This is a genomic window from Thioclava indica (assembly GCF_000714545.1).
Classification (GTDB): domain Bacteria; phylum Pseudomonadota; class Alphaproteobacteria; order Rhodobacterales; family Rhodobacteraceae; genus Thioclava; species Thioclava indica.
Map to the genome: position 1 here is coordinate 1 of NZ_AUNB01000037.1, position 23,526 is coordinate 23,526.

At 58.3% G+C, this 23,526-nt stretch carries 6 protein-coding genes and 1 pseudogene; 5 read left to right on the forward strand and 2 right to left on the reverse strand.

Translation table 11 applies throughout. The features are described from left to right. The 3 genes from DT23_RS11810 to DT23_RS11825 form a co-directional block, all read left to right on the forward strand. Positions 1–700: SMP-30/gluconolactonase/LRE family protein (locus DT23_RS11810; RefSeq protein ID WP_038131493.1), on the forward strand; the 700-nt coding region annotated here is incomplete at its 5' end. 1,237 nt (positions 701–1,937) lie between these two features. Continuing rightward, positions 1,938–13,001 carry a DUF7507 domain-containing protein gene (locus DT23_RS11820; RefSeq protein ID WP_051697253.1) on the forward strand — a complete coding sequence of 3,688 codons (11,064 nt, stop codon included), beginning with the start codon at positions 1,938–1,940 and terminating at the stop codon, positions 12,999–13,001. Next, positions 12,998–16,612: a TonB-dependent receptor gene (locus tag DT23_RS11825; RefSeq protein WP_051697254.1), complete on the forward strand. Its 3,615-nt coding sequence runs from the start codon at positions 12,998–13,000 to the stop codon at positions 16,610–16,612. The genes DT23_RS11820 and DT23_RS11825 overlap by 4 nt, the downstream gene beginning before the upstream one ends. Before the next feature lie 96 nt (positions 16,613–16,708). On the opposite strand, the gene DT23_RS11830 is transcribed toward DT23_RS11825, so the two are convergent. Continuing rightward, entirely contained in the window at positions 16,709–18,079 is a 1,371-nt protein-coding gene (locus DT23_RS11830; protein ID WP_205618239.1) for a serine hydrolase domain-containing protein, read from the reverse strand. 258 nt (positions 18,080–18,337) lie between these two features. Then, positions 18,338–18,615: pseudogene (locus DT23_RS19100) on the reverse strand (hypothetical protein); the annotation flags it as partial. Positions 18,616–18,905: 290 nt separating this feature from the next. On the opposite strand from DT23_RS19100, the gene DT23_RS11835 reads away from it, so the two are divergent. Continuing rightward, positions 18,906–22,157 carry a glycosyltransferase family 2 protein gene (locus DT23_RS11835; protein WP_038131501.1) on the forward strand — a complete coding sequence of 1,084 codons (3,252 nt, stop codon included), beginning with the start codon at positions 18,906–18,908 and terminating at the stop codon, positions 22,155–22,157. After that, positions 22,154–23,236, forward strand: a complete 1,083-nt coding sequence (locus tag DT23_RS11840) for a glycosyltransferase family 2 protein (protein WP_038131502.1) — start codon at positions 22,154–22,156, stop codon at positions 23,234–23,236. Before DT23_RS11835 ends, DT23_RS11840 begins: the two co-directional genes overlap by 4 nt. The last annotated feature ends 290 nt before the right edge of the window (positions 23,237–23,526 follow it).

Genomic DNA, 23,526 nt, shown 5'->3' on the forward strand with positions numbered 1-23,526 from the left:
GCAGATGGCTTCGGCGGCGGGCTGGATTGATCGCGACACGTTGCTGATCTTGACCGAAACCGGGCTGCGCCGGTTCGACATCGCAAGCGGCGCGCATGACCCCGTCGCCGCGATCGAGGCCACACGCGCCGACACGCGCTGTAACGACGGGCGGGCCGATCCGATGGGCGGGTTCTGGGCGTCCACCATGGGCAAGGCAGCAGACCCGAAAGCGGGCACGATTTATCGCTACTACAATGGCGCTGTGGAACCGGTGCTGCGCGATCTCACGATCCCGAACGCGATCTGTTTTGCCCCCGACGGGCGGCGCGCCTATTTCGCCGATACGCCCACCGGCAAGATCATGACGCTGGCGCTGGATGCGCAGGGCTGGCCCGAAGGCACCCCCGAGGTCTTTGTTGATCTCACCTCTGAGGGGCTTAACCCCGATGGCGCGGTGACCGATAGCGAAGGTGCGTTGTGGAATGCGCAATGGGGGGCCGGGCGCGTGGCGCGTTACCTGCCCGATGGCCGCTTTGATTTTGCGCTTAAGGTGGCCGGACAACACAGTTCCTGCCCCGCATTCGGCGGCCCCGATTTCCGCCAGCTTTTTGTCACCACCGCACAAGAAGGCATCGCCAATCCCGATGCCGCGCAAGGCTGCGTGTTTTCGCTGGAGGCACCCGTTGCCGGACGCGCAGAGCCTCGCGTCCGGTTGTGATGCCCTCAATTGCGCGCGATATCGCTTCAGGCCAGCCGCTTTTCGAATGCGCATGCTTGGGCCGAATGGGATGATCGGCTTTCGCCAGAACGCGCGATGGTCGTGACAATTGTCGAGATAAGCCAGCAGACCGGATGCAGGAAAGCACTCGCTGCATTGCGTTGCCGATGAAGTGTTTGTCGGCGATTTAATTGTAAAGAACCTTTATATTCATGGCCTGATCGCTGATGGCGTGCCAGTAACCTGTTTCTGCCAAGGCGAAGAGCGTCACGATCATGCTCGCCTTGCGGACTGGGACGATGTTCATGCGAGCGCGCGAAAGAACCTAGGCGCGACGCAAAAACGGCCTTGGTATGTGTGCCCGTCGCTAACGCGCGCCTGCGCATCGCTGCCGTCAATATGGCGTTCCAGCCGGTAGTTCATATTGGCCTGCAGATCAGGGCCGATCAATTCCCAGCCCTCGATTCAGTTAGGGACGTCGGGGCGCGCATTTTGCAGCACAAATTCGCGACTGGCATGCAGGCCGTTGCGGCTGATATGCTCTCCTGAGAGCCCTCCGGTAGGCGTTGGCTGTGGTCCTGTTTGGGCTTTTGGGGGCCGATTTAGGCCGCTGCCTGTTTCGTGGATGCCGAGAGGCAGGCTTGCCGTAAACGGCGCGCCTCAACCTTGGATTGCACCTTTGCCATATGCCTTCGTCATCTTGGATCATGTCCTTCTACGCCCTAGGTTCCGGGCAACTTGTCCGAGCGTTATGAGAAGGGCTGCGCGAGGTCGGGTATGACCATGGGCGCCGGAGCAACACTGTGTTGCGCGAATGCCATCTTCCGGACGAGAAGGTATCAACGTGTGAAAATTTACCGTTGATTAACGATTGTTAAAAAGCTAATGGCGGATTCGAGAACATTCAATTTTCCGAGATATATTTTGTGGCATGGCTCACGCGCTTGAAAGCATTTTTCTCGGGATGTTGAAGCATCAGGAAGCGTCAGTTCATTTTGGCGTTTGTGTTGGTGCAATCTAGGGTTGAAGGTTGAAAAAATAATGCGGCGGATGCAGGCTTAAAATAAAGAAAATCTACTTGGTTTCACATCTCGCGGTTGAAGTCGCGTGGTGAAGTCTTGTGCTTATCAGTTGTATGGTTGCTGGTCGGATAGTCGTCCGATCAGCGCCATATGACTGTTATTGCACGACATTTTGAGATCAGGTAGCCGAGCCAGCCGCCCTGAGGGGACCGAACATGCAGCTATCGTTTCATAAGCTTCAGGCTTTTTGTCTCGCGTTTTTCCTGTCGATGGGGCTTGGCGTCGCTGCGAGTGCGCAGGATCTTGCGCTGAATGTATCTGATGACGGTCACGATCCTAGTACGGCGGGGGCGACAATCTCATATGCGGTGCGCATCGATAATAGCGGCAATACAGATTCAACCGCAACGAGTATTAAGTTTGCGATCCCGGCCAATACGCAATTCACCGGAGTAACCGGGGATTTAACAGGCTGTTCGGCCGCGCCGTTAAATGGCCCCGGCGAGGTAACCTGTGATGTTCCCGTTCTGGCTCCGCAGGCAAGTCTGTCCGCTCAGGTCAATCTCGTGCCAGAGGCGGCGGGCGTTATCGATTTCGTGAGCACGATTGCGGGCGACGCCTCGACTACGGAAAACACAACAGTGAGCCGCGGTGCGGATCTTGGTGTCAAACTGACCGGAGATACCGAGCACAAGGCGGGCGAGATCACCAATTTTTCGGCGGTTGTGCACAATTACGGTCCCTATTCGTCCGACGGAGCGACCCTGACGATTGCGTTGCCCACGGGGTTGTCACCAGACGTTACGCTGCCTTCGGGCTGCGCCATCTCGGGGGGGACGATCTCGTGCTCTGTTTCCGGTCCGATTGCAGTGGACGATGAGGTCTCGTTTGACTTCTCGACCCAGATCACGACCGAAAATGCCTCGACGATCTCGATGACTGCGACTTTGAAAAACGCGGACCCAAGTGATCCCGACGGCAAAAATGACTCTGCGAACTTTAATATTGCGGTGACCGAGGGCACCGATGTTTCGATGGGGAAATCGCGTTCTCCTGCGGGGAGCCTGTTGGTGGGGGATACGGTCACGTTCACCCTGTCGCCGCGCTATGCGGGAACGCCCCCGACATCGGCCAGCATAACCGACGTTCTGCCAGCGAATTACGAATACGTCTTGCCTGTAACGACCGGAACCGGCTGGTCCTGCGATGCGCCCTCGGGGCAGACCCTGACCTGCGATTACGCGGGAACAGAGGCAGACGTCGTAAATTACACGACCCCGATCACGGTGACGGCAAAGACGGTTTCTGCGGGTAATGACATCGTCAATACGGCCGAAATAAGCGCCCCCGATGACGTGCGCGATGACAATAATACCGCCAAGGACAGTCCCGCAATCATCCAGGCTCCGGTCGTTAATCTGGTTCCTCGCAAGGTTGGCCCGGATCGCGGGTTGGTGACAGTCGGCAACAGCTATGACTACACGCTGAGCACGCGCAATAACGGGAATGCGCCGTTCTGGGGTACGCTGTCATTCACCGATACGCTGCCAGCCGGGATGACGGCACAGACAATCATCGCGCCCGCGGATTGGACCTGCACGCCGCTTCCGGTGGTCGGTTCACAGGATGTGACCTGCAAGACCAATAAATACACCGAATCAAATCCGCTGCTGCCGGGCGCAACTTCGGACAAGGTGGTTTTGTCCGTCGAGATCACGCAAGAGGGGACGCTGTCCAACAAATTGACCGTTACATCTCCGGATTACGATAACCCGGATGACCCGAAGAAGTACCCGCTGGAGAACCCGAACGGCAGCTCTACCACGGTGAATGTCGAAAGTGGCAAAGGGCCGAACGTGGCCGACCTGCGCCTGACCAAAAAGCTTGTCAGTACCGGGCCTTTCGTTTCGGGACAGGATCCCGCGACCTTCGAGCTTGAGGTGATCAATGATGGCTCGGCGGAGGCTGAAAATATCGAGCTTGAAGATGAGCTCAATGATATCGTGTTTGCCGATGCCTCGGATCCCGGTGCCACCGTTAGCACTGTAAGCGGGTCCGCGACGGGGCTGAGTTGCACGGTCACCCGTGGTAGCGGGTTCAAAAGCGACGTGCGGTGTACGGCGACCTCTTTGCCCAAATGTACGCAAGGGGTTGATTGTCCCAAGATCCAGATCACAACGCTGGTCGGGGATGTGGGCACCAAGACGAATACCGCAAGCGCCTATTCGCTGAAAACACCCGATCCCGATACCAGCAATAACACGGCGTCTGCGTCTTATACGGTCAACCCTATGACCGATGTGACGGTGACAAAGGTTGCCGCGGTCGCGGATGGCGGCAATGTGCAGGCCGGGCTTAATCTGACCTATGTCATCACAGCCAAGGTCGTGCGCGACGGGCGCAGCGGTGCCGATGGCGTGACGATCACCGATAGTTTGCCCCATGGCTTGCGGTTTGTCAGTGCCTCCCCCAGCACGGGGTCTTGCACGACCGCCCCAAGCTCTGGCGCGCTGATCGATGCCAGCAATGATCAGCTTATCTGTAATCTCGGAGACATCGATAACGGCTCACAGCAGACGGTGCAGGTCAAAGTGATGCCGACGACCAAACAAGCGGTGGATAACGCGACGATCACCAATTCTGTAGACGTCGCCACCACAACGGACGAGTCTGACAAAAGTAACAACTCCGCCCAGATCAGCCACAAAGTCGTGCCGCCATCGGTGGATTTGCTGATCAACAAAAGCGATGACAAAGATCCGCTCGAGATCAATACGAACACGCACTATACGGTGACCGCGACCAATAACGGCCCCTCGAACGCTTTCAATGTCGACATAATCGACACCTTCCCGTCGGAAGGTATGAGCTATGTCTCTCATGGCACACCAAGCGCAGGCACATGCTCGGTTTCGGGAACTGTGACCGATCAGCCCGGCGGTTCGCTTTCATGTAGCGTTCCGTACTTGGCGGCCGGGCAGAGCGTTTCGGTGACTGTGACGATGAAAGGGCTCAAGCGCGGGAAATGGACGAATGCGGCGCGCGTCGAATCTGACGAGACACGCGCGGGCTATGACATTCAGGCTGCCAACAACGTGACCACCGAAGATACCACGGTGCGCACGCGCTCTGATTTGCAAGTGACCAAGACGGTCTCGGCGAGCGAGGTTGATCTTTGGGAAGGCTTCAACTGGACTGTGAATGTCGCCAGTTTGACGGGCCCAGGGCTTGACCTGTCCGAAAGGGTCGTCCTAAGCGACACGCTGCCGGCCAATATGGTGCTGACCGACGTTCCAACCCCGGCGGTCGGAAGCTGTACGGGCACTGTCGGTCAGCGTAATATTTCCTGTAATCTGGGCGATATTAACGATGGCGACTCTGTGGATGTGACGATCCCGGTCAAGGTGACCTCTGTCACCTCGGATGGGCAGAGTTTCACCAATACCGCGAGCGCCGAAACGGCTTCTTTCGATAAAAACCTCTCAAACGACTCCGGTAGCGCAAGCGTCAAGGTCAACGCCACCAGCCTTAAGGGAACGGTCTGGCGTGATTTCAACAATGACGGCACACGGGACGCGCATGATAGCGGTGTTTCAGGGATCAGCGTTACGGCAACACGCGTGGCGGGGGCCGGCGAGCCTGCGTTCTCAAAAACGCTCAGCACCGGATCGGACGGCAGCTATGATTTCACGCTGTTACCGCCTGGCACCTACACGATCAGCTACAGCGGAGCAAATGCGACCACCTACGACGCAGGCAGCGCCATTCCCGGCGATCAATCGGGTACGGCTGATGGGACTAGCCGCATCACCGGGGCCACTCTCGCGGTGGGCAGCCCCGGTACGGGCTATAACTTCACGCTCGTTCCTATTCCGTCGGTTGTGCTTACTAAGGCATCCCCCACGCGCACCTTGCAATCCGATGGTAGCTACAAGATCACCTACCAGTTCAAACTACAAAACAAGAGCCAAGAGCCGATCAGTAATGTCGATCTTTCTGACGCTCTGACGGCTGGATTTGGCACCTTCACGAGCAGCACGCCCGCGCCGGGTGAATTCACCGTCGAGACGCCTATACTGTCGGACGGGTTCACCTTTAATGCTGGCTATGACGGCACCTCGGACAAGTTGCTCGCCAGTGGCGGAACGATTGCCGCGAATACACCTGCCACGTTGGACGTGGTCTTTCATGTGAACCCGCCGCTGCCGCGCGCGGGAACGACTCTGTCCCTCAAAAATACGGGGACAATGGACGCGACGGGGGATTATTCCGGGACTGCTCTTAATGACGACGCAAGCCACACACGAAATCTGACCTTCACGCCGAAAGTCACCTTGGACAAGACAGCAACGCTGGTGATGCAGGGGAGCACGCCCGCTCCGGGGGACCAGATCAACTACACGTTCACGGTCAAGAATACGGGCAACACCCCGCTTCAAGGCGTAAAAATTGCCGATCCGTTGACCGATCTTGTCTGGGACACGCAGGGTCCGATTGCCTTGTTGAACCCGGGGGCCAGCGACACGACAACCTACACGGCCCATTATATCCTGAAACAAGGTGATATTGATGGCGATAAGGTTGAGAACACAGCGACCGTTACGGGGCAGTGGGGCGAAAGCGGCGGTAATCCGTTAACCACTTCTGCCAACGATACGGCCGATATATCTGGCCTGTCCAAGCCGTCCCTGACCGTGGTCAAGGCGATCGACAGCAACACGATCGGCAATCCGCGCACCGAGAAGAAAGACACGATCCGCTACAAATTTACCGTGACAAATACCGGCAACGTCGCTTTGAGTAATGTGACACTCAGCGATGAACTGTCCGGGATTGCACCCGATCCAACCGGAGCCTTCACAATCGGAGATATGCCGATCAATGGCGCGCCGGTGACCGTCTACGCCGATTATGCCGTTACGCAGGACGATATCGACGCGGGCAAGGTCGACAACAAGGCCACGGTTGAGGGGACTGACCCCACGAACGGCAAAGTCAACGCAAGCTCTGACGAGGTTACCCAGCCGCTCTATCGCGATCCAAGCGTCCGCCTGAGCAAAGTTGTCGATCCCAGCACAGTGAAGGCAGTGCCGCAAGCGGGCGACGAGATCGTCTGGAATATCACAGTCAAGAACACCGGCAACGTCACGCTGAAAAACGTGGTGGTGAGCGATCCGAAAACCGGCGCGACGGTTCAAGGCAGCCCGCTGACCTCTCTCGCACCGGGCGCAACAAGCCCGGACCCAACGAGCACGGACGCGATCACCGTTAAGTACAAGCTGACGCAAGATGATATCAACGCGGGTGAAGTACAAAACCAAGCGCAGTTGAAGGTGACACCGCCGGGTGGCGCGGAACTCACGGTGCCGTCGGGCAATGATCCGAGCAATCCAAACGAGGATCCGACCGTTGTGCCGCTTGTGCAAAAGCCCTCCGTGGCGCTGCTCAAGACTGTGACAACCGATCTGTCTGGTCCGCTCAAACCGGGCGACAAGATTGCCTATAGCTTCACGATCAAGAACACGGGCAACGTCCCGATCGGCTCTCTTGCGCTGACCGATAGCTTGCCGGGTTTCGTGTTTGACGATGCCACGCTGAGCGGGTTGGTCTTGCAACCAGCAAGCGCCACCGCCGCTGCAGAGGAGGTGACGGTCACCGGCGAGTACACCTTAACGCCCGCGGATCTGGACGCTGGCAAGGTCACCAACACCGCCAAAGTCACTGGCAATTCGACGGTCGGCGCAAAGGAGCCGGTCGAAGATACGTCCGGCACGGCATTCGACAATGATGATGCGACCGATGCGACCCTCAAGCGCGACCCCGCGATTGCTTTGGTCAAAACCGTAGATACGGCGAATTCTGTTCTTTCCGATCCGCCAAAGGCTGGCGATGTGCTGCATTACGATTTCGCGGTGCATAACACCGGCAACGTCACGCTGAGCAATATCGACGTCAAAGATCTTGTCACGCGCGTGACCGTAAGTGGCAGTCGCACCGATACACTGGCCGCAGGCGATGTGGACACGACAAGCTTTAGCGCGACTTACACGCTGACGCAGGACGATATCGACGCGGGCAGCTTTGCCAACCGTGCGGAAGCGTCAGGTGATGGCAATGGCGATAGCGGCGTGGAAACCGTCAAGGACCAATCCGGGACCGATACCACGAATGACGATGATACCGTCTTTACGATTGACCGCGTGCCCACGATGACAGTCGAGAAGACGGCAGACGCGTCCGCGCTCAGCGCCAATCCCGTTGCTGGCGAAAAAATCAGCTACAAGTTCAAGGTGACCAACACCGGTCAGGTGACCCTGCGCAATCTGGTGCTCAGCGATCCGCTTCCCGGCCTTTCGCTTACCGACGACAAGGTCGGCGATCTGGCACCGGGCAGCTCGAAAGAGCTGACGGCGAGCTACACGCTGACCCAGGCCGATATTGATGCCTACCCGCCCGAAATCCGCAACACGGCTTCGGTGAATGGGGGATACGGCTCTGAGGGCATGCCAACGAAACTGCCCGAAGCGGTTGCCTCGAATGAGGTCGTCGTCGATCTGCCATCAAACGCGGGCATCACCTTGGTTAAAACGCAGGTGGCGCCGCTTTTGACGGACACACCGCAAACTGGTGACACGATCAGCTACGCGTTCACGGTTAAAAATACCGGCAATGTCACGTTGTCAGGCGTCACTGTGAGCGAGAAATTGACCGGCGCAACGGTGTCTGGTAAGCCGATCACGCTTGCTCCGGGGCAGGAAGATAGCACCACATTCACGGCCAGCTATGATATTACCCAAGACGATATCAAGCGCGGCTATGTCGATAATACCGCTGTGGCCTCGGGCAGTTACGGCGATCCGAGTGATCCCTCAAGCGTGCAGGACACATCCGGCACAAGCGTGGATAACGACGATCCGACCCGCGTGACCATCGCCCAAAAACCCGCCATCGAACTGGAGAAGTTTGCCGACCTGTCCTTGTTGGCTGATCCGGCCGCGCCGCAGGAACGCGAAGAGGTTCTTTATCATTTCAAGGTGCATAATAGCGGGAACATGGTGGTGCGTGGCGTGACGGTCAGCGATGACAAGATCACCTTTGATACGCCTGCAACCACGCCCTTCGATCTAGCCCCCGGTGAGACGCGCGAGAGTGTGTTTACCGGTCGCTACAGCCTGACGCTGAGCGATATCGAAAGCGGGTCCGTGACCAATTCGGCCAAGGTCGATGCGACAGCAACCACCGAGGACGGGACCAAGCTGCCCGTAACCGATGACGCGACCATCAAAACGGATCTCAAGGTCGCGCCCAGCATCGCGTTGGTCAAAACGATCAATACGGCGAAATCTACGCTGTCCGATCCTCCGGCGAAGGGGGACGTGGTCAATTTCGACTTTGCGGTGACCAATACCGGCAACGTCACGCTCAGCAATCTGCAGCTCAGCGACGATTACCTGCCCGATGTCTCGGTGACTGGGTCGCTGGCGTCGCTTGCGCCGGGGGTGACAAATAGCGATGCATTCAGCGCGACCTATACGCTCAAGCAGTCCGATATTGACGCGGGCGGGATCGAAAATCAGGCCAAGGTCTCGGGCACGTTTGAGGGCGATGGCACCAATCCGCAAACGGTGCAGGATCTTTCGGGCAGCGATCTGAGCAGTGATGACGCGACGCCGCTGACGCTTGATCGCAAGCAGGGGCTGTCGATCGTGAAGTCGGCCGATGACTCCAAGCTGTCCGATCCTCCGCTGAAAGGGGATGTGATCTCGTATAGTTTCGTGATCACCAATACCGGCAATACTAGCCTGACCAACGTCACGCTGAGCGATCCTTTGACGGGTATCAATCTTCCGGTCAGCGTTATCCCAACTCTGGCACCAGGGGCGTCAGAGACGCTGACGGGCAGCTACACCGTTTCGCAAGACGATATTCGTGCGGGCAAGGTGGAAAACCAAGCCTCTGTGACCGGGACATTTACGGATCCGGCAACGGGCACGCCGACGTCGCTGCCCCCGGTTGCCTCTGAAGAGATCGTCGTGCCTTTGACGCAGAAACCGGGCATTGCCGTGATCAAAACGGCGAGTTCCGCGATCAGTGATCCGGCTGTTATTGGCGAGAAGATCACCTACACGTTCACGGTGACGAATACCGGCAATACCGTGTTGCAAAACGTCGCGCTGGACGACCCGCTTACGGGTCTTGTGCCCACCAGCTTCGCGATTGGAACGATGCAGCCCGGCGCTGTGGAAACGCGCACGGCAACCTATGCCATCTTGCAAGATGACATTGATCAAGGACAAGTGATCAACCAAGCCACGGCAACAGGTGAGTTCGATGATGGGAGCACGCAAACGCCCATTAAGGACCTGTCCGGACCCACTAACGACGATGACGCGCAAACCGTGGTGCCAGTGGCGCAAAACCCCGGTATCACGCTTGTCAAAACCGCCAATGTCGATGCGGTGAGCGACCCTGCCGTGGTGGGGCAGCAGATCAGCTACAGCTTTGCCGTCACCAATACCGGCAATGTCACCCTGCGCGACGTGACGGTGGCAGACCCGTTGAGCGGGCTGTCCCCGTCAAGCTTTAGCATCGCGACGCTTGCACCGGGAAAATCTCAGACCGTCGGCCCTGCGCTTTATGCGATCACGCAAGACGACATCACCGCTCAGCAGGTTGAAAACAGGGCCGAAGCAACCGGAACCTACGGGCCGACGGATGGCGCAAAGCAAATCTCTGGCCCCTCGCAAACCGACGCAGGCTTGCAAGAGGCAACGGTGGTAAAGCTGGGCACCAAACCCGCGATTGCTTTGGTGAAGACGCTTGATGGCTCGATTGATCCTGCGACGTTAAAACTCGGGGATGAGATCAAGTACGACTTTACGGTGATCAATACCGGCAACGTCCCGCTTGATCAGATCAGCGTAAGCGACACGCTGGTCGGTATCCAGATGAAGGGGGCGATTGCGAACACCCTGATGCCGGGCGCACAGGATAGCACCAGCATCACCGCGACCTACAAGGTCACGCAAGCCGATATCGATGCAGGCAAAGTGGTGAATAGCGCGGAAGTTTCGGGGCGGTTCGACGATGGAAGCGCGCAGCCTCCGGTGGTCACTGACACATCGGGTCTGACCAAGGAAACCGATGATCCCGTCGTGACGCCTTTGACGCAACATGGCGCGATTGCTTTGGTGAAGGCGTCCGATACGAGCAAGCTGCAAGACCCGCCGCAGGTTGGCGATGAGATCAGCTATAGCTTTGCAATCACCAATACCGGCGATGTGACGCTAAGCAATGTCACGCTTGAGGATGCCATGCTTGGGGCGGAGTTGCAGGGCAGCGCGATTGCCTCTCTTGCGCCGGGCGCGACCGACTCCACCAGCTATAAGGCGGTGCACAAGCTAACGCAGGCCGAGATCGACGCGGGCCGGATCGAGAACCAGGCCAAGGTCACGGGCAGCTATGGCGACGATGGCTCGGGCGCTCCGATCGAGGTGAGTGACCTGTCGGGCGCGGACAATGACAGCGATGCGCCCGATGTGATCGACATCACGCAAAAGCCGGGCATCGCCGTGATCAAGACGGCGGACGATTCCAAGCTAAGCGTTCCCGCGATTCCGGGGCAGGAAATCAGCTATAGCTTTAAGATCACCAATACCGGCAATGTCACGCTGACCGATGTCACGCTAAGCGATGCGCTGGCGGGCGTGTCGCTGCAAGGCGGGCCGATTGCGACGCTGGCGCCGGGGGCTGTCGATGACACCACGTTCACGGCGACTTACCCGGTGACGACAGATGACATCATCGCCACAAAGGTCACCAACTCGGCCGAGGCGAGCGGTGCCTATACGCCGCCGGGCGGTTCGCCGACGCGGGTGAAGGACAACTCGGGGGCCACCAACGGGGATGACGACCCCACCGTGGTCGATATCGGCTATCCCGAATTGGCCTTTGCGATTGGTGTGGCAAATCTGGATGACCGCGATGGCAACGGGATCATCGGGCAGGGCGATGCGGTCGAGTTCAGCTTTACCGTCACCAACACGGGCACGGTTCCGCTAGAGGACGCCAATGTCGATGGAAGCACTCTGTCCCTGCCGCTGTCTGGACTCGTTTGTCAGCCGATCTCCTTGGCTGTCGGGGAAAGTGCGGTCTTGCAGTGCACCGGAGCAGATCATGTCATCACCGCCGAAGATGCCAGCGCCGGGAGTATTTCGTTGGAAGGCGATGCGCAGGCCGTTTCGTCGCTTGGTGTGGTCGTTCGCGCATCCTCGGCTGCGGCGGCGGTGCCGGTGCAGCTTGGCGGTGTGACGTTGGAAAAAGTCGCAGGCGTCAGCACTGCGGTGATCGGCGATGTCGTGCCCTACACCATCACCATCGGCAATGACGCGGATGGTGTGGCGATCTCGGCGCGATTGGTCGACACGCTGCCAGAGGGCTTCGTGATGCGCACGGGCACGGTGCGCCTTGATGGCGTTGCAGTTACGCCCGTCGTTTCGGGTCGTCGGATCGTGCTTGAGCCGGTCACGGTAAAGCCGGGCCAAGAGCGCACGCTGACGATGGATGTGTTCGTCTCGTCTTCGGCACAACCGGGCCTGCGCACGAACCGGGCGCGTCTTGTCAGTCCGATTACCGGGCGCGACATCGCCCCCGAGGCCAGCGCGACCGTGCGCATTGAGGCAGATGCCGTCTTCCAGTGCTCGACCATTCTGGGCCGAGTGTTTGATGACCATAATCAAGACGGCCATATGGACCCGAAAGGCGGCGAAAAGGGCTTGCCCAATGTGCGTCTGATCAGCCCGCGCGGCGTCGCAATCCATACCGATGCACAGGGCCGCTTCTCAGTGCCTTGTGCGGCGTTGCCGCGCAATATCGGGGGCAACTACATGTTGCGCCTTGATGAACGGACTTTGCCCTCGGGGTATCGTCTGACAACGGAAAACCCGCGTGTGGTGCGGGTCACACCGGGGATGATCACGCGGCTTGATTTCGGTGCCACGCTGTCGCGTCTGATCCGTATTGATCTGGCGGACAATGCGTTTGACGGATCGCAGATGCGCGCACCGTTGAAACAGGGCATCGCAACTCTCGTGGAGCAGGTGCGCGCCACCCCGGCAATGTTGCGCATCACCTATCAGCTGGCCCCCGGAGAGCCCCAGAATTTGGCGCAGCAAAGGATCAAGGCCGTCCAGGCCGAGCTGCGCCGATTGTGGCCCGCCAATGGCCGCTATGAGCTGAATGTCGAAACTAGGATTCTGCGCGTGAGGGCATCGAAATGAGCATGGCACTTCATATGACCCTACGGATGAAATTGCGGATCTCGGTGGCTCTCGTGGCGCTGACCTGCGGGCAGATGGCCTGGGCGCAAACCGATGATTGCGTGATGGTGGACGGGCGTCTGCCTGAGACCTGCACGCATGCTAATGCGGGCACGGTCGTGACGCGCGCGGTGCAGCCCAATATCAGCGATCCGACATCGGCGCTGCAACTGGGAGAGCAGGGGTTCTCGATCTCGATTGACGGCGCTCCGAGCAGCGCAGACGAGCCTGGGCCACGGCGCACGATTGCCGGGGCACAGGCCACTCCGGATCAGGTTCGCGACATCGATCGCCTGCTTGAACAGATGGGCGTGCAGATGACCTATGACGGTCTGGGCGCGCGGCCTCGGCTGTCCATTGCCACCTCGGATTTGCGGCAAAGTTTCGTTGCGGGCGAGCCGGTGACGTTCCGCGCGTCCTCGAATTATCCGGCGTGGATTGCACGCTCGGAGGTTCTGGTCCGCGATGAAGACAACACGATCGTCGGGCGTGTTTCCGTTCCGCCAAATGGCACGGCGACATGGCAGATGCCCGCGCGCGACGGCGATGACGGCGTCTATCACTACACGTTACGCGCCTATGATGCGCAAGGGCGCTATGACGAGACGCGCGCGCAGCCTCTGACGCGCGCAGCGACGCGTAAGACGACCGGCTTGACCAGTCCGGTGATCGCGGCGGGTGAGGGCGAAGACATGATTGCGCGGCGCGGCATTCCGGTGCGCGGTGGTGCGATCACGGTATCAGGCGATGCGGTCGGCGCGGGTCAAAGCGTCACCGTGATGGGCGAGCAAGCCCCGGTCGATGGGTCGGGCCGCTTCGTGATGCAGCGCATCTTGCCGCCGGGCATGCATGAGGTTTTGATCGGGGTGGATGGGCAGACCGCTGAGCGTGATGTGACGATCAAGCGCTCGGAATGGTTCCGCACCGGGATCATTGATCTGACCGTTGGCCGTGACACGGGAACGCATGAAACTTGGAAACTGGGGCGTGTCGCGGGGTTTGCGCAAGGCACGCTGGCCAATGGTGCGCGCATTACCGCCTCGGTCGATACCCGTGAGCAGGAATTGCGCGACATGTTCAGCAATTTCGGACGCAAGGATCCCGACCAAACCCTGCGCCAGATTGATGCGCGCGATGTCTTCAACACGTTTGGCGATGATTCCCACATGTCGGAACTTGCACCGACCTCTGGCCGCTTTTATTTCCGCATCGAACGCGATGGCAGCCACCTGACTTGGGGCGATTTCAAACCGACAGGGGATGCCAGCGCATTGGTGCGCAGTGACCGCTCGCTTTACGGTCTGTCGGGGGAATACCGTTCGCCGCAAGTGACGGGCGCTGGCGATCCGCGTGTGCATATCACGGGCTTTGCGGCCAATGCCGACAGCCTGATGCAGCGCGACATTCTTCGCGCCACCGGCGGCACGGCCTATTTCCTTTCGCGCCAAGATATCCTGAGCGATACCCAGACCTTGCTGGTCGAGGTGCGCAGCGCCACCACCAACCGGGTGATCGAGACGCGCCAGCTTACCGAGGGCACCGATTATCGCATTGATCCGGTGCAGGGGGTGGTGATCTTGACCTCGCCGCTGAGTTCATCGGTGACAGATGGCTCGCTGATCAGCGACAACCCGTTGGGCGACTATGATGTCAATCTCGTCGCGACATACGAATATGTGCCAACGGTTGGCGATGTGGATGGCTACACGCTGGGCGGTCGGGCCGAAACTTGGGTGAATGACCATTTGCGGATCGGGGCCACTGGCCTGCGGGAATCCACCGGGCTGAGTGGTACGGATTTGGCCGACAACACGTTGCTGGGCGCAGATATCTTGCTGCGCGATGGCGAGTCTCGTGAGTTGTCTTTCGACTACGCCGTTAGCGAAGGGCCGGGCTTTGGCTCGACGTTCTCGCTCGATGGCGGGCTTGACCTGGAGCCCAGTTCGCCAAGCTACGGCCTGCCCGGAAAGAAGGCTCATTCCTACGTGGTCAAAGGTAAGACCGATCTGGCGATGCTTGGGGTCGATGGCAAGATTTCGGGTTATTTCGATCGCAAGCAAGCCGGGTTCAGCTCGCCGCAATACAATATCGAAGTGGATCAGACCCTCTGGGGTCTGGATGGTGAGATCCGTCTGTCTAAAGCTACGGCGCTGACCTTCGGTGCTGACATGTTTCGCGATGATGATGGTAAGCGCGACAACAAGGCGCGGATCGGGCTGGACCATCAGCTCTCTGAAAAATGGAAGATCGAAACCGAACTGCAACATAGCGACAAGCGCGCGGGATCGGACACATCAAGCTTGACGAGCTGGGAATACGGTGCGCGCACCGATGCGGGCGCGCGCCTGACTTGGACGCGTGACGACGATCTTTCGATCTGGACTTTCGGTCAGGCAACGCTGAAGCGCGACGCGACACGGCTTGCGAACAATCGCCTTGGTCTGGGCGCGCAGATGCAGCTTACGGATCGTCTGGATTTGCTGACCGAAGTGTCGGGGGGCAATCTTGGTGCCGCGTCCCGCGTTGAAATGGGCTATCAGCCCACCGATGGCACGCGCTACAATTTCGGCTATCAGCTAGATCCGCTGCGCAAATACGACACGACAGATTTTCGCGGGCATGACAACGGGCGCTTCATCCTAGGAGCGACCTCGCGCGTCAATGATCGCTGGACCTACACCGCAGAAAATACCTACAGCGCCTTTGGCACGCGCCCCTCGCTGACCTCAGGCTATGGGGTGAACTATACGCCAGACGAGAACTGGCGCTACGAAATGGGGCTGCAATTCGGTCAGGGGGTGCAAGATGATGGCAGCACGCTGGAACGCACCGGCCTGTCACTCGGGTTTCGCTATAGCGAAGGCAAGGATCTAAGCGCGGGTCTGCGCGGCGAGATTCAGATCCAGTCTTCGGATGATCCCGACAGTGATCTCAATCGCGACACCTACCTGTTGAGCGGGTTTTACGAAGAAAAGACCTCGCAGGATTGGCGTTTTGTGTCGTCGCTTGATGCGGTTGTGTCAAATTCCGATCAAACCTCGTACCGCGATGGGCGCTATGTCGAGGGGCGCTTGGGCTATGCGTATCGCCCTGCCGATAATGACCGGGTGAATGCGCTGTTCAGCTATACCTTCCTCTATGACATGCCCGGTGCCGATCAGGTGAATATTGACGGCGACACCGACGGGCCGCGCCAGCGCAGCCATATCCTGAATGCTGCGGTGAATTACGAAGTCTCACGGCAATGGACCTTGGGGGCGAAATACGGGCTGCGGTGGCGCGAACAAGCGCCCCGAGACAGCGATGTGTTCGTGCGTTCCATCGCGCATCTAGCTGTCCTGCGCGCCGATTATCACGTCGTGCATAACTGGGATCTGATGGGTGAAATGCGCGCGCTGTTTTACCCCGAGGTGAACACCAAGGAATATTCAGCCCTGATTGGGGTTTATCGTCTCGTCGGGGATAATCTGCGCTTCGGTATCGGCTATTCCACCGGGCGGGTTGATGATGATCTGCGCACGATCAAAGCTCCGCGTGATGGCGTGTTCTTCAACGTGACGTCGCAGTTCTAAAACGGGACCGATCGGCGGCGGGCGCGCAACGACAGGGGCGCACCCGCGACAACGCTGCCTAAGTCGCAAGGCGGAGGGGAAGGCGCTTGCCCCCCCTCAGCCAAGCGTCTTGAGCAGCGCCGCCACCAGCTTTTGCGGCCGATAGTTCAGATCCGACGGTGTCAGCCCCATTCGCACCACGACCAGATCCGCCGAGGGGATCACCGTGACCGTTTGCCCGTCATGCCCTTCAAGCCAATAGGTATCGGAGGGCAGCCCATAGGTGCGATCATCGCCGGCGGTTTGCTCGGAGGCGGGGCCGGCCAGCCACGTCATCCCTTGCCCATACACCGGATCGGCTTTTGAGGGGGTGTGCATCATCGCAGCGAAGCCCGCTGGCAGGATCTGCTGCCCGTTCCATGTCCCATCCTGCAGCAGGAACTGCCCGAACCGCGCCCAATCGCGCGCCGTTGCATATAGATACGAGCCGCCCACAAACGTGCCCGCCGCATCGGTTTCAAAGACCGCGCTGCCCATCCCCAACGGGCCAAACAACGCCTTGCGCGGCCACTCCAGTGCGGCTTTCTGATCACCGATGGCGTTTTGCCAGATACGCGACAGGATCACCGCCGTGCCGGTGGAGTAGTGAAACTCCGTGCCCGGCTTGGCGTCGAGCTTTTGCGACGCGGCGAACCCTGCCATGTCCGGTTGCAGATACAGCATCCGGGTCACGTCCGAGACATCGCCGTAATCCTCGTTGAAATGCAGCCCGCTCGACATCGACATTAGCTGCGCCACGGTGATCGCAGCGCGCCCGTCCTTGTTCCATTGCGGCAGTAGCCGATCCTGATCAAGGCGCAGCTTGCCTGCCTTGATCACGGTCCCCGCGAGCGCTGCTGTCACCGTCTTGCTCATCGACCAGCCCAGCAGCGGCATCTGCGCGTTGAACCCGTCGCCATAGCGTTCCGCCACGATTTTGCCCTGATGGACAACGACAATCGCGCGCATTCCCGGTCCGGCCAATGCCGGATTGGCGAGGATCTGCGCGAGGTCAGTATGCTGGCTCAGATCGACTGCTGCGCCCTCGGGCCAAAGCGCTTGTGAGGTCACGGGGCCGGGCGCGGCGGGCGCGCTCTGATCGTCGGCCTGCGCAAGATTGCCATCGGGCACCGCCGCGCAGCCCAGCCCTGGTCGGCGTTCGGCTGTCATCGGCGCAATCAGCCCGAGGAAGGCCGCATGTACCCGCTCTTTCACACTGTCATTGTTGACTTTGAAGGCGCGCAGAATCGGATTGCCCGGTGCCTGCACGTCCGTCTCCAGCACCTCATTGGGATCACGCCCCTGCAGGTAAACCGCCGAGCAGACGATCTTGGAGCTGTATCCGGCGCCCACCCGCAGCAAGGTGGGCGGCACCAGATACATATAAAGCACCGCCCCGATGATCCCCGCGATCACAAGGGCCAGCAGCCCACCCAACAGTTTGCGCATGTTCCACATCATTGATCTCCCCCAACCTTAGCGACAGTCTTGTCAGAGCAAACCGAGCGCGCAAAGGGTTTCTTGGCTGCCTGACGGAAGGTCATCTTCGTTGCAAAGGATGGGTGTTCCAGGCTCCCTGTCGAGAAAGGTGATGCGCCCGGTGGGATTTTCTCGCTCCCGGCTTTAACTGCGTCACATCCGCACTGCTGGGTAGGATTTCCTGCACAAACCGGTTTGAGGTCGGACTACGCCTTCCCCCAGGTGGACTCAGCCTACAACAACGCTACGCGGAATGCCGTTTAGGATCGCTGCGCGGATTTGGATCTGCGCAACCTGACGGTTGGAAACAGGTGCCGAAAGGGGCTGACCGAGACGCTTCACATTGTGCATCCACTGACCGATAGGGGTAAGCGCAGCGTGATCCCGAGACGTTTCGTCTCCACGCAACTCCGGCGGAGGTATCCAGTCAGGTTCTGCCAAAGGGCAAGGCCCAGATATTTTGAGGATTGCACGGCTTTGTTGCGTGCTCGTGCTCCTGCCGGGTCTTGTGCCTCGTCGGTATCAAGATGCGCGTGGCTACCCGCTACCACGATGGAGTCATGCAGCGATCTCGAAAACTGGACCGATGTTGATCGAGCGGGATTCTTTGGGCCGATTCGCGCAGCAGTTGTTCGGGCTGCGCGGCAAAAATAGTGAGCAAGGATTACGCGTTGAGTGTTCGTTGGCAGTGCGCGTTGCTGACGGAACTACACCCAAAGACCTCAAACACCAAGTTTGACAATAACTCAGAATTTTATATGTAATACAGGGAGAAAATAGTAGCAGGATTAGTTAATTGCCGCTTCCCACAATTGCATCACTCTGGATCGGCGGCGACCTGAGTTATCTTGAACAAGTCTGCCTCAAGTCTTTCGCGGATCACGGCCATCGCACAATCCTCTATACCTATGAGGGAGTGAGCAATGCGCCGGAAGGCGTTGAGGTCATGGACGCAAACCTCGTGTTCCCCAGCACCAATTTTGTCCGCCATAAAGAAAGCGGATCGCCAGCCGTTCATGCGGACGCGTTTCGCTACCGCATGATACAGCTTCAGAATGCTGTGTGGGTTGATACCGACGTGCTGTGTGTGCGGCCGTGGGACTTCGATACCCAGTACATTTTCGGATGGGAGAAAAAAAACAGCCTTGTGTGCAATGCGGTGTTCGGACTGCCACGGTTTTCGGAAACACTTACCCGTCTCAACAAGTTTTGCCTGAATGAATACCCTATACCGCCATGGCTGGGGGAAAAAGAGCAAGACGAATTACGGGCACTGGCCGACAGCGGCAACCCGGTCCATGTCTCGGAGCTAAAATGGGGTGTGTGGGGGCCATCGGCGGTGACGTGGTTTCTAAAGGAAACGGGCGAGATTGAGCATGCCCAGCCGGTCGAAGCCTTCTATCCTGTATCTTATAAATTCCGACGTGAACTGCTCATGGCAGGGCCTGTTGTCGACAAGATCATAACTGATGGCGTCTATGGCATCCATCTATGGAACCGCCGCCTGAGCCGCCGTATCGTGACAAACGAAGGTGGCATTGTCCCGCCTGCGAGTTTCCTGGGGCGCGCGATCTCGCGCCATGAGATCGATATGGAGCTTGCGCCTATTCCCGACAAGCCACCGCCCGGCTATCCGACCCAAAAGGAAATCGCGGCGCGCAAAGCCGCAAAGAAAGCAGGGGCTTCAAAGCCACCTGTATCGGTTCCTCCTGCTCCCGCTCCTGCTCCTGCTCCCGCTTCTGTCGATCCTGCGACGGCAACATATGGGAATACAACGTTTCACATCGACCGGCTAAAACAGAGTGCCCCTTATCAGCGTGCGATTGAGGACATGGAATCGCGCACAGAAACACTGTTTGAGAGGTTGCCTGATCCACCAACGCCAATCTCGAACGAGAAGATACTTGTTCTGACCTCAATGAAGAACGAGGCGCCATTTATTCTGGAATGGATCGCCTATCACAAGATGATCGGCGCGACACATTTCCTTGTCTATACAAATGACTGTACGGACAACACGAATGAAATTCTGGACCGCCTCGCAGAGATGGGGCTTGTAACACGGCTTGATAATCCCTGGACGCCGTCATCAAACAACGCGCCGCAACACGCCGCGCTTGAAGACGCTATGCAGCAGCCTGTCTTCAAGGACGCTGACTGGGTTTTGACCATTGATGTTGATGAATTTGTTAACATCCACGTTGGCGACGGATGTTTTGCAGATCTCTTTGCCGCATCTAATTACCCGAATGTCATTTCGTTTACCTGGAAGTTTTTTGGCAACATCGACGTAAACGCTTATGAAGATCGTCCGATTTCCGAGCAATTCACGGCCTGTGCGCCAGAATTCATTCCAAAACCCCGCCTTGGGTGGGGCTTTAAGTCAATGGTGCACAAATCCGCGCCTTACACCAAAATCGGAGTCCACCGCCCTCTCAAAATATCGGACGAAGACAAGGTAGACGAGGTGCGCTGGGTCAATGGATCAGGCCGAAAGATGCCCGACCTACTGCTGACGAATAACGGCTGGCGGTCGACCAAACGCTCGCTTGGGTATCAAATGGCGACACTCAATCACTATGTGTTGCGCTCGGCTGACAGCTTTCTGGTCAAGCGTGACCGAGGCCGCGTCAATCACACCGAACAGGATCAGGGCCTCGCCTACTGGATGCGCCGCAACTACACCTCTGAGACCGACGCGCGGATGCTTGGGCGGCAGCAGGGATTGCGCAAGGAACTGGATGCTTTGATGGCCGACTCTGTCTTGTCGGACCTCCATTCAGAGGCTGTCCGCTGGCATCATGCTCGGATTGATGCGCTCAAGGCTAGTCCCGAATACAAGGCCTTGTATGACCAACTGACCGAAAAACAATGGCCCGACGCGATTTACCTGACAAAACCGGAAGGGGAAGCCGGGGAGAAAGATGCGCCCGATGTGGTCATTCCGGAACCCGAGCTTGATTTGCTGCCAACCGCAGCGGCCGAAGCCAAGATCGATCGTTTGACACGGATGCTAGCAGGTCAGGTGCGCCGCGATGAAGGCATTACCCCGCAGGGTGATGTCATAGGCGAAAGCGGCGTGACCACCACCAGTTCAGTGCCGCAAGTCAAGCGCATAGATATAGGAGGCGGGGAGCCACAAGCCCCCTCATGGAACGGCGAACCTGAACCGCGCTTCTCTGAAATGCGCGACGCAGCCCGCCAACAAGGGTTCTTCTGGGAAGGAGAAGCCAACGCGTTTTATTTTGAGCCGGTCGGAAAGCGGCTGGTTGTCACCTTCGACAACGTCCACACCGCGCGGCTGCAAGAACAGCGCTGGCCTTGGGGACATGGTCAGATATCGCGCCAGTTGGAATGTTCGGTTTTGGGGATCATGTCCAAGGACAGAAGCTGGTTTCGCGACCCCTTCGTGCACGATGGGTTTGACAGACTGCAAGAAAGCGGCTGGTTTGACCAATTCGATCAGGTCTTGTTCTATGGCGCCTCGATGGGCGGCTATGGTGCGTTAACCTTTTCTCGGGCTTGTCCGGGTGCAAATGTTCTGGCGATTGAGCCGCAAACCACATTGGACCGCAGCATTCTACCCGATGATGACCGCTGGCCTTGGACGAAAAAACTGGACTGGTCGGGACGCTATGCGGATGCAGCGGAGGGAACGGCCTCAGCGCGCCAGATCGTTGTCGTGTCCGATCCGTATTTCGATATGGATCGCGCGCATGTAGAACGCCTGTCGGGGGATAACATTCACCACCTTCGAGTGCCTTTCTTCGGGCATAAAAGCGCTCCGGCCCTTGTGACACTTGGCAATCTAAAGCCGCTGTTGTCGCAAATGACCCATGGGACTTTCGACGCCTCTCAATACTACCAGCTGCTGCGCGGTCGCCATGATCTTGCGAGGTTCCAGCATGGCCTCATTACGATTGCGCGTGAGCGCGGTCATCTCAAGCTGGCGCTCAAGGCCTGTGAGGCGACGCTGGGCAAACGCAGTGCGCGCAACATTCGCCTGATCAAAGAAGACATTCAGGCAGAATTGGCTGCAAAATCATGACCGCTCAAAATGTGATCGTCACCTGCATGAAAAACGAAGGGCCATTCGTTCTGGAATGGATCGCCCATCACCTTGATATCGGTTTCGACCATTTTGTTGTTTACACGAATGACTGTGATGATGGCACCGAGGAGATCCTCGATGCGTTGATGGCGGCTGGTTATGTGACGCGTCTGGACAACCCCTTTCGGGAAACCGGTGAAGCGAAACCACAGCGGGCCGCGCTTAAACATGCGTCCACTCTTGATGTGGTGCGGGATGCGCAATGGGTTCTCGTGTCCGATGTAGATGAATTCGTGAATATTCATGTCGGGGAAGGGCGCTTGCGCGATCTTATCGATGCGGCGGGCCAGCCGGATGCAATTTCGATGCAGTGGCGCCTTTTCGGCAGTAGCGATTTGGAAGATTTTGAAGATTTGCCGATTATTTCGCGCCACACGCTCTGTGCGCCCAGACTTTGCCCACGCCCTATCCAGGCCTGGGGGGTGAAAACCCTGTTTCGCCCTGCCGCGTTTAAGGAATTGGGCGTTCATCGCCCGCTAGCTCCTGCGCAATCCAAGCTGAAATGGACCAATGGATCAGGCAAAGCCGTATCAAAAAAGTTCCACGAGTCCGGCTGGCGTTTCGGTGTCGGAGGCTACGGCTATGATTTGGTAACTTTGAACCATTACTCAACCCGAAATGCCGCAAGCTATCTCGTAAAGAAAGACCGTGGTCGCGTTAACCACGTCAATCGTGAACAGGGTGATTCCTATTGGCTGCGAATGAACATCAACATGGAACATGACGCGTCGCTCTACGGGCGCCTGCCTCAGATCATCAATCGCATTGGCGAACTGCGGTCTCTCCCTGGCGTGGCAGCCTGCCATGATGACGCTGTGAGGCTGCACGTGGACAAGATCAAAGCACTCAAGGCGCGCGACGATACGAAAGCTCTTTTCGATGAGATCACGTCCGAGCGCGCAAAAACAGTCTCGCGCCATATCAATATGATCCCGCGGGAGCATTTCGATTCAGGGCTGTTAGGTATCCCGTCCGATCTGGTTTCAATGCTCGAAAAGGTGCCGCATATAGGCTGACGGCCCAGATGATGGGTTGGGTCGTCTCTCGTGACGGCACTTGTGTCATTCTGGTCCGGATAGGAGCAGGAGGCTTAAGCGATGAGGTGCGGTTGATTGCTCCGAAGTTCGTCAAGCCGCTTGTAAAGAACCAGAAGAACGAGGTGGCATTGCGCGGGCTTTTTAGCTGAATGCCGCTTTCCTGCTCGCCTTCCATCTGCAAGATCAGCAGTCTTCCTGCGACGGCCGCTAAACCGACAGCGAGATCCGTGGTGCGGGCGAAGCCGTTTCCTCGTAAAAGCCGTCGAGCC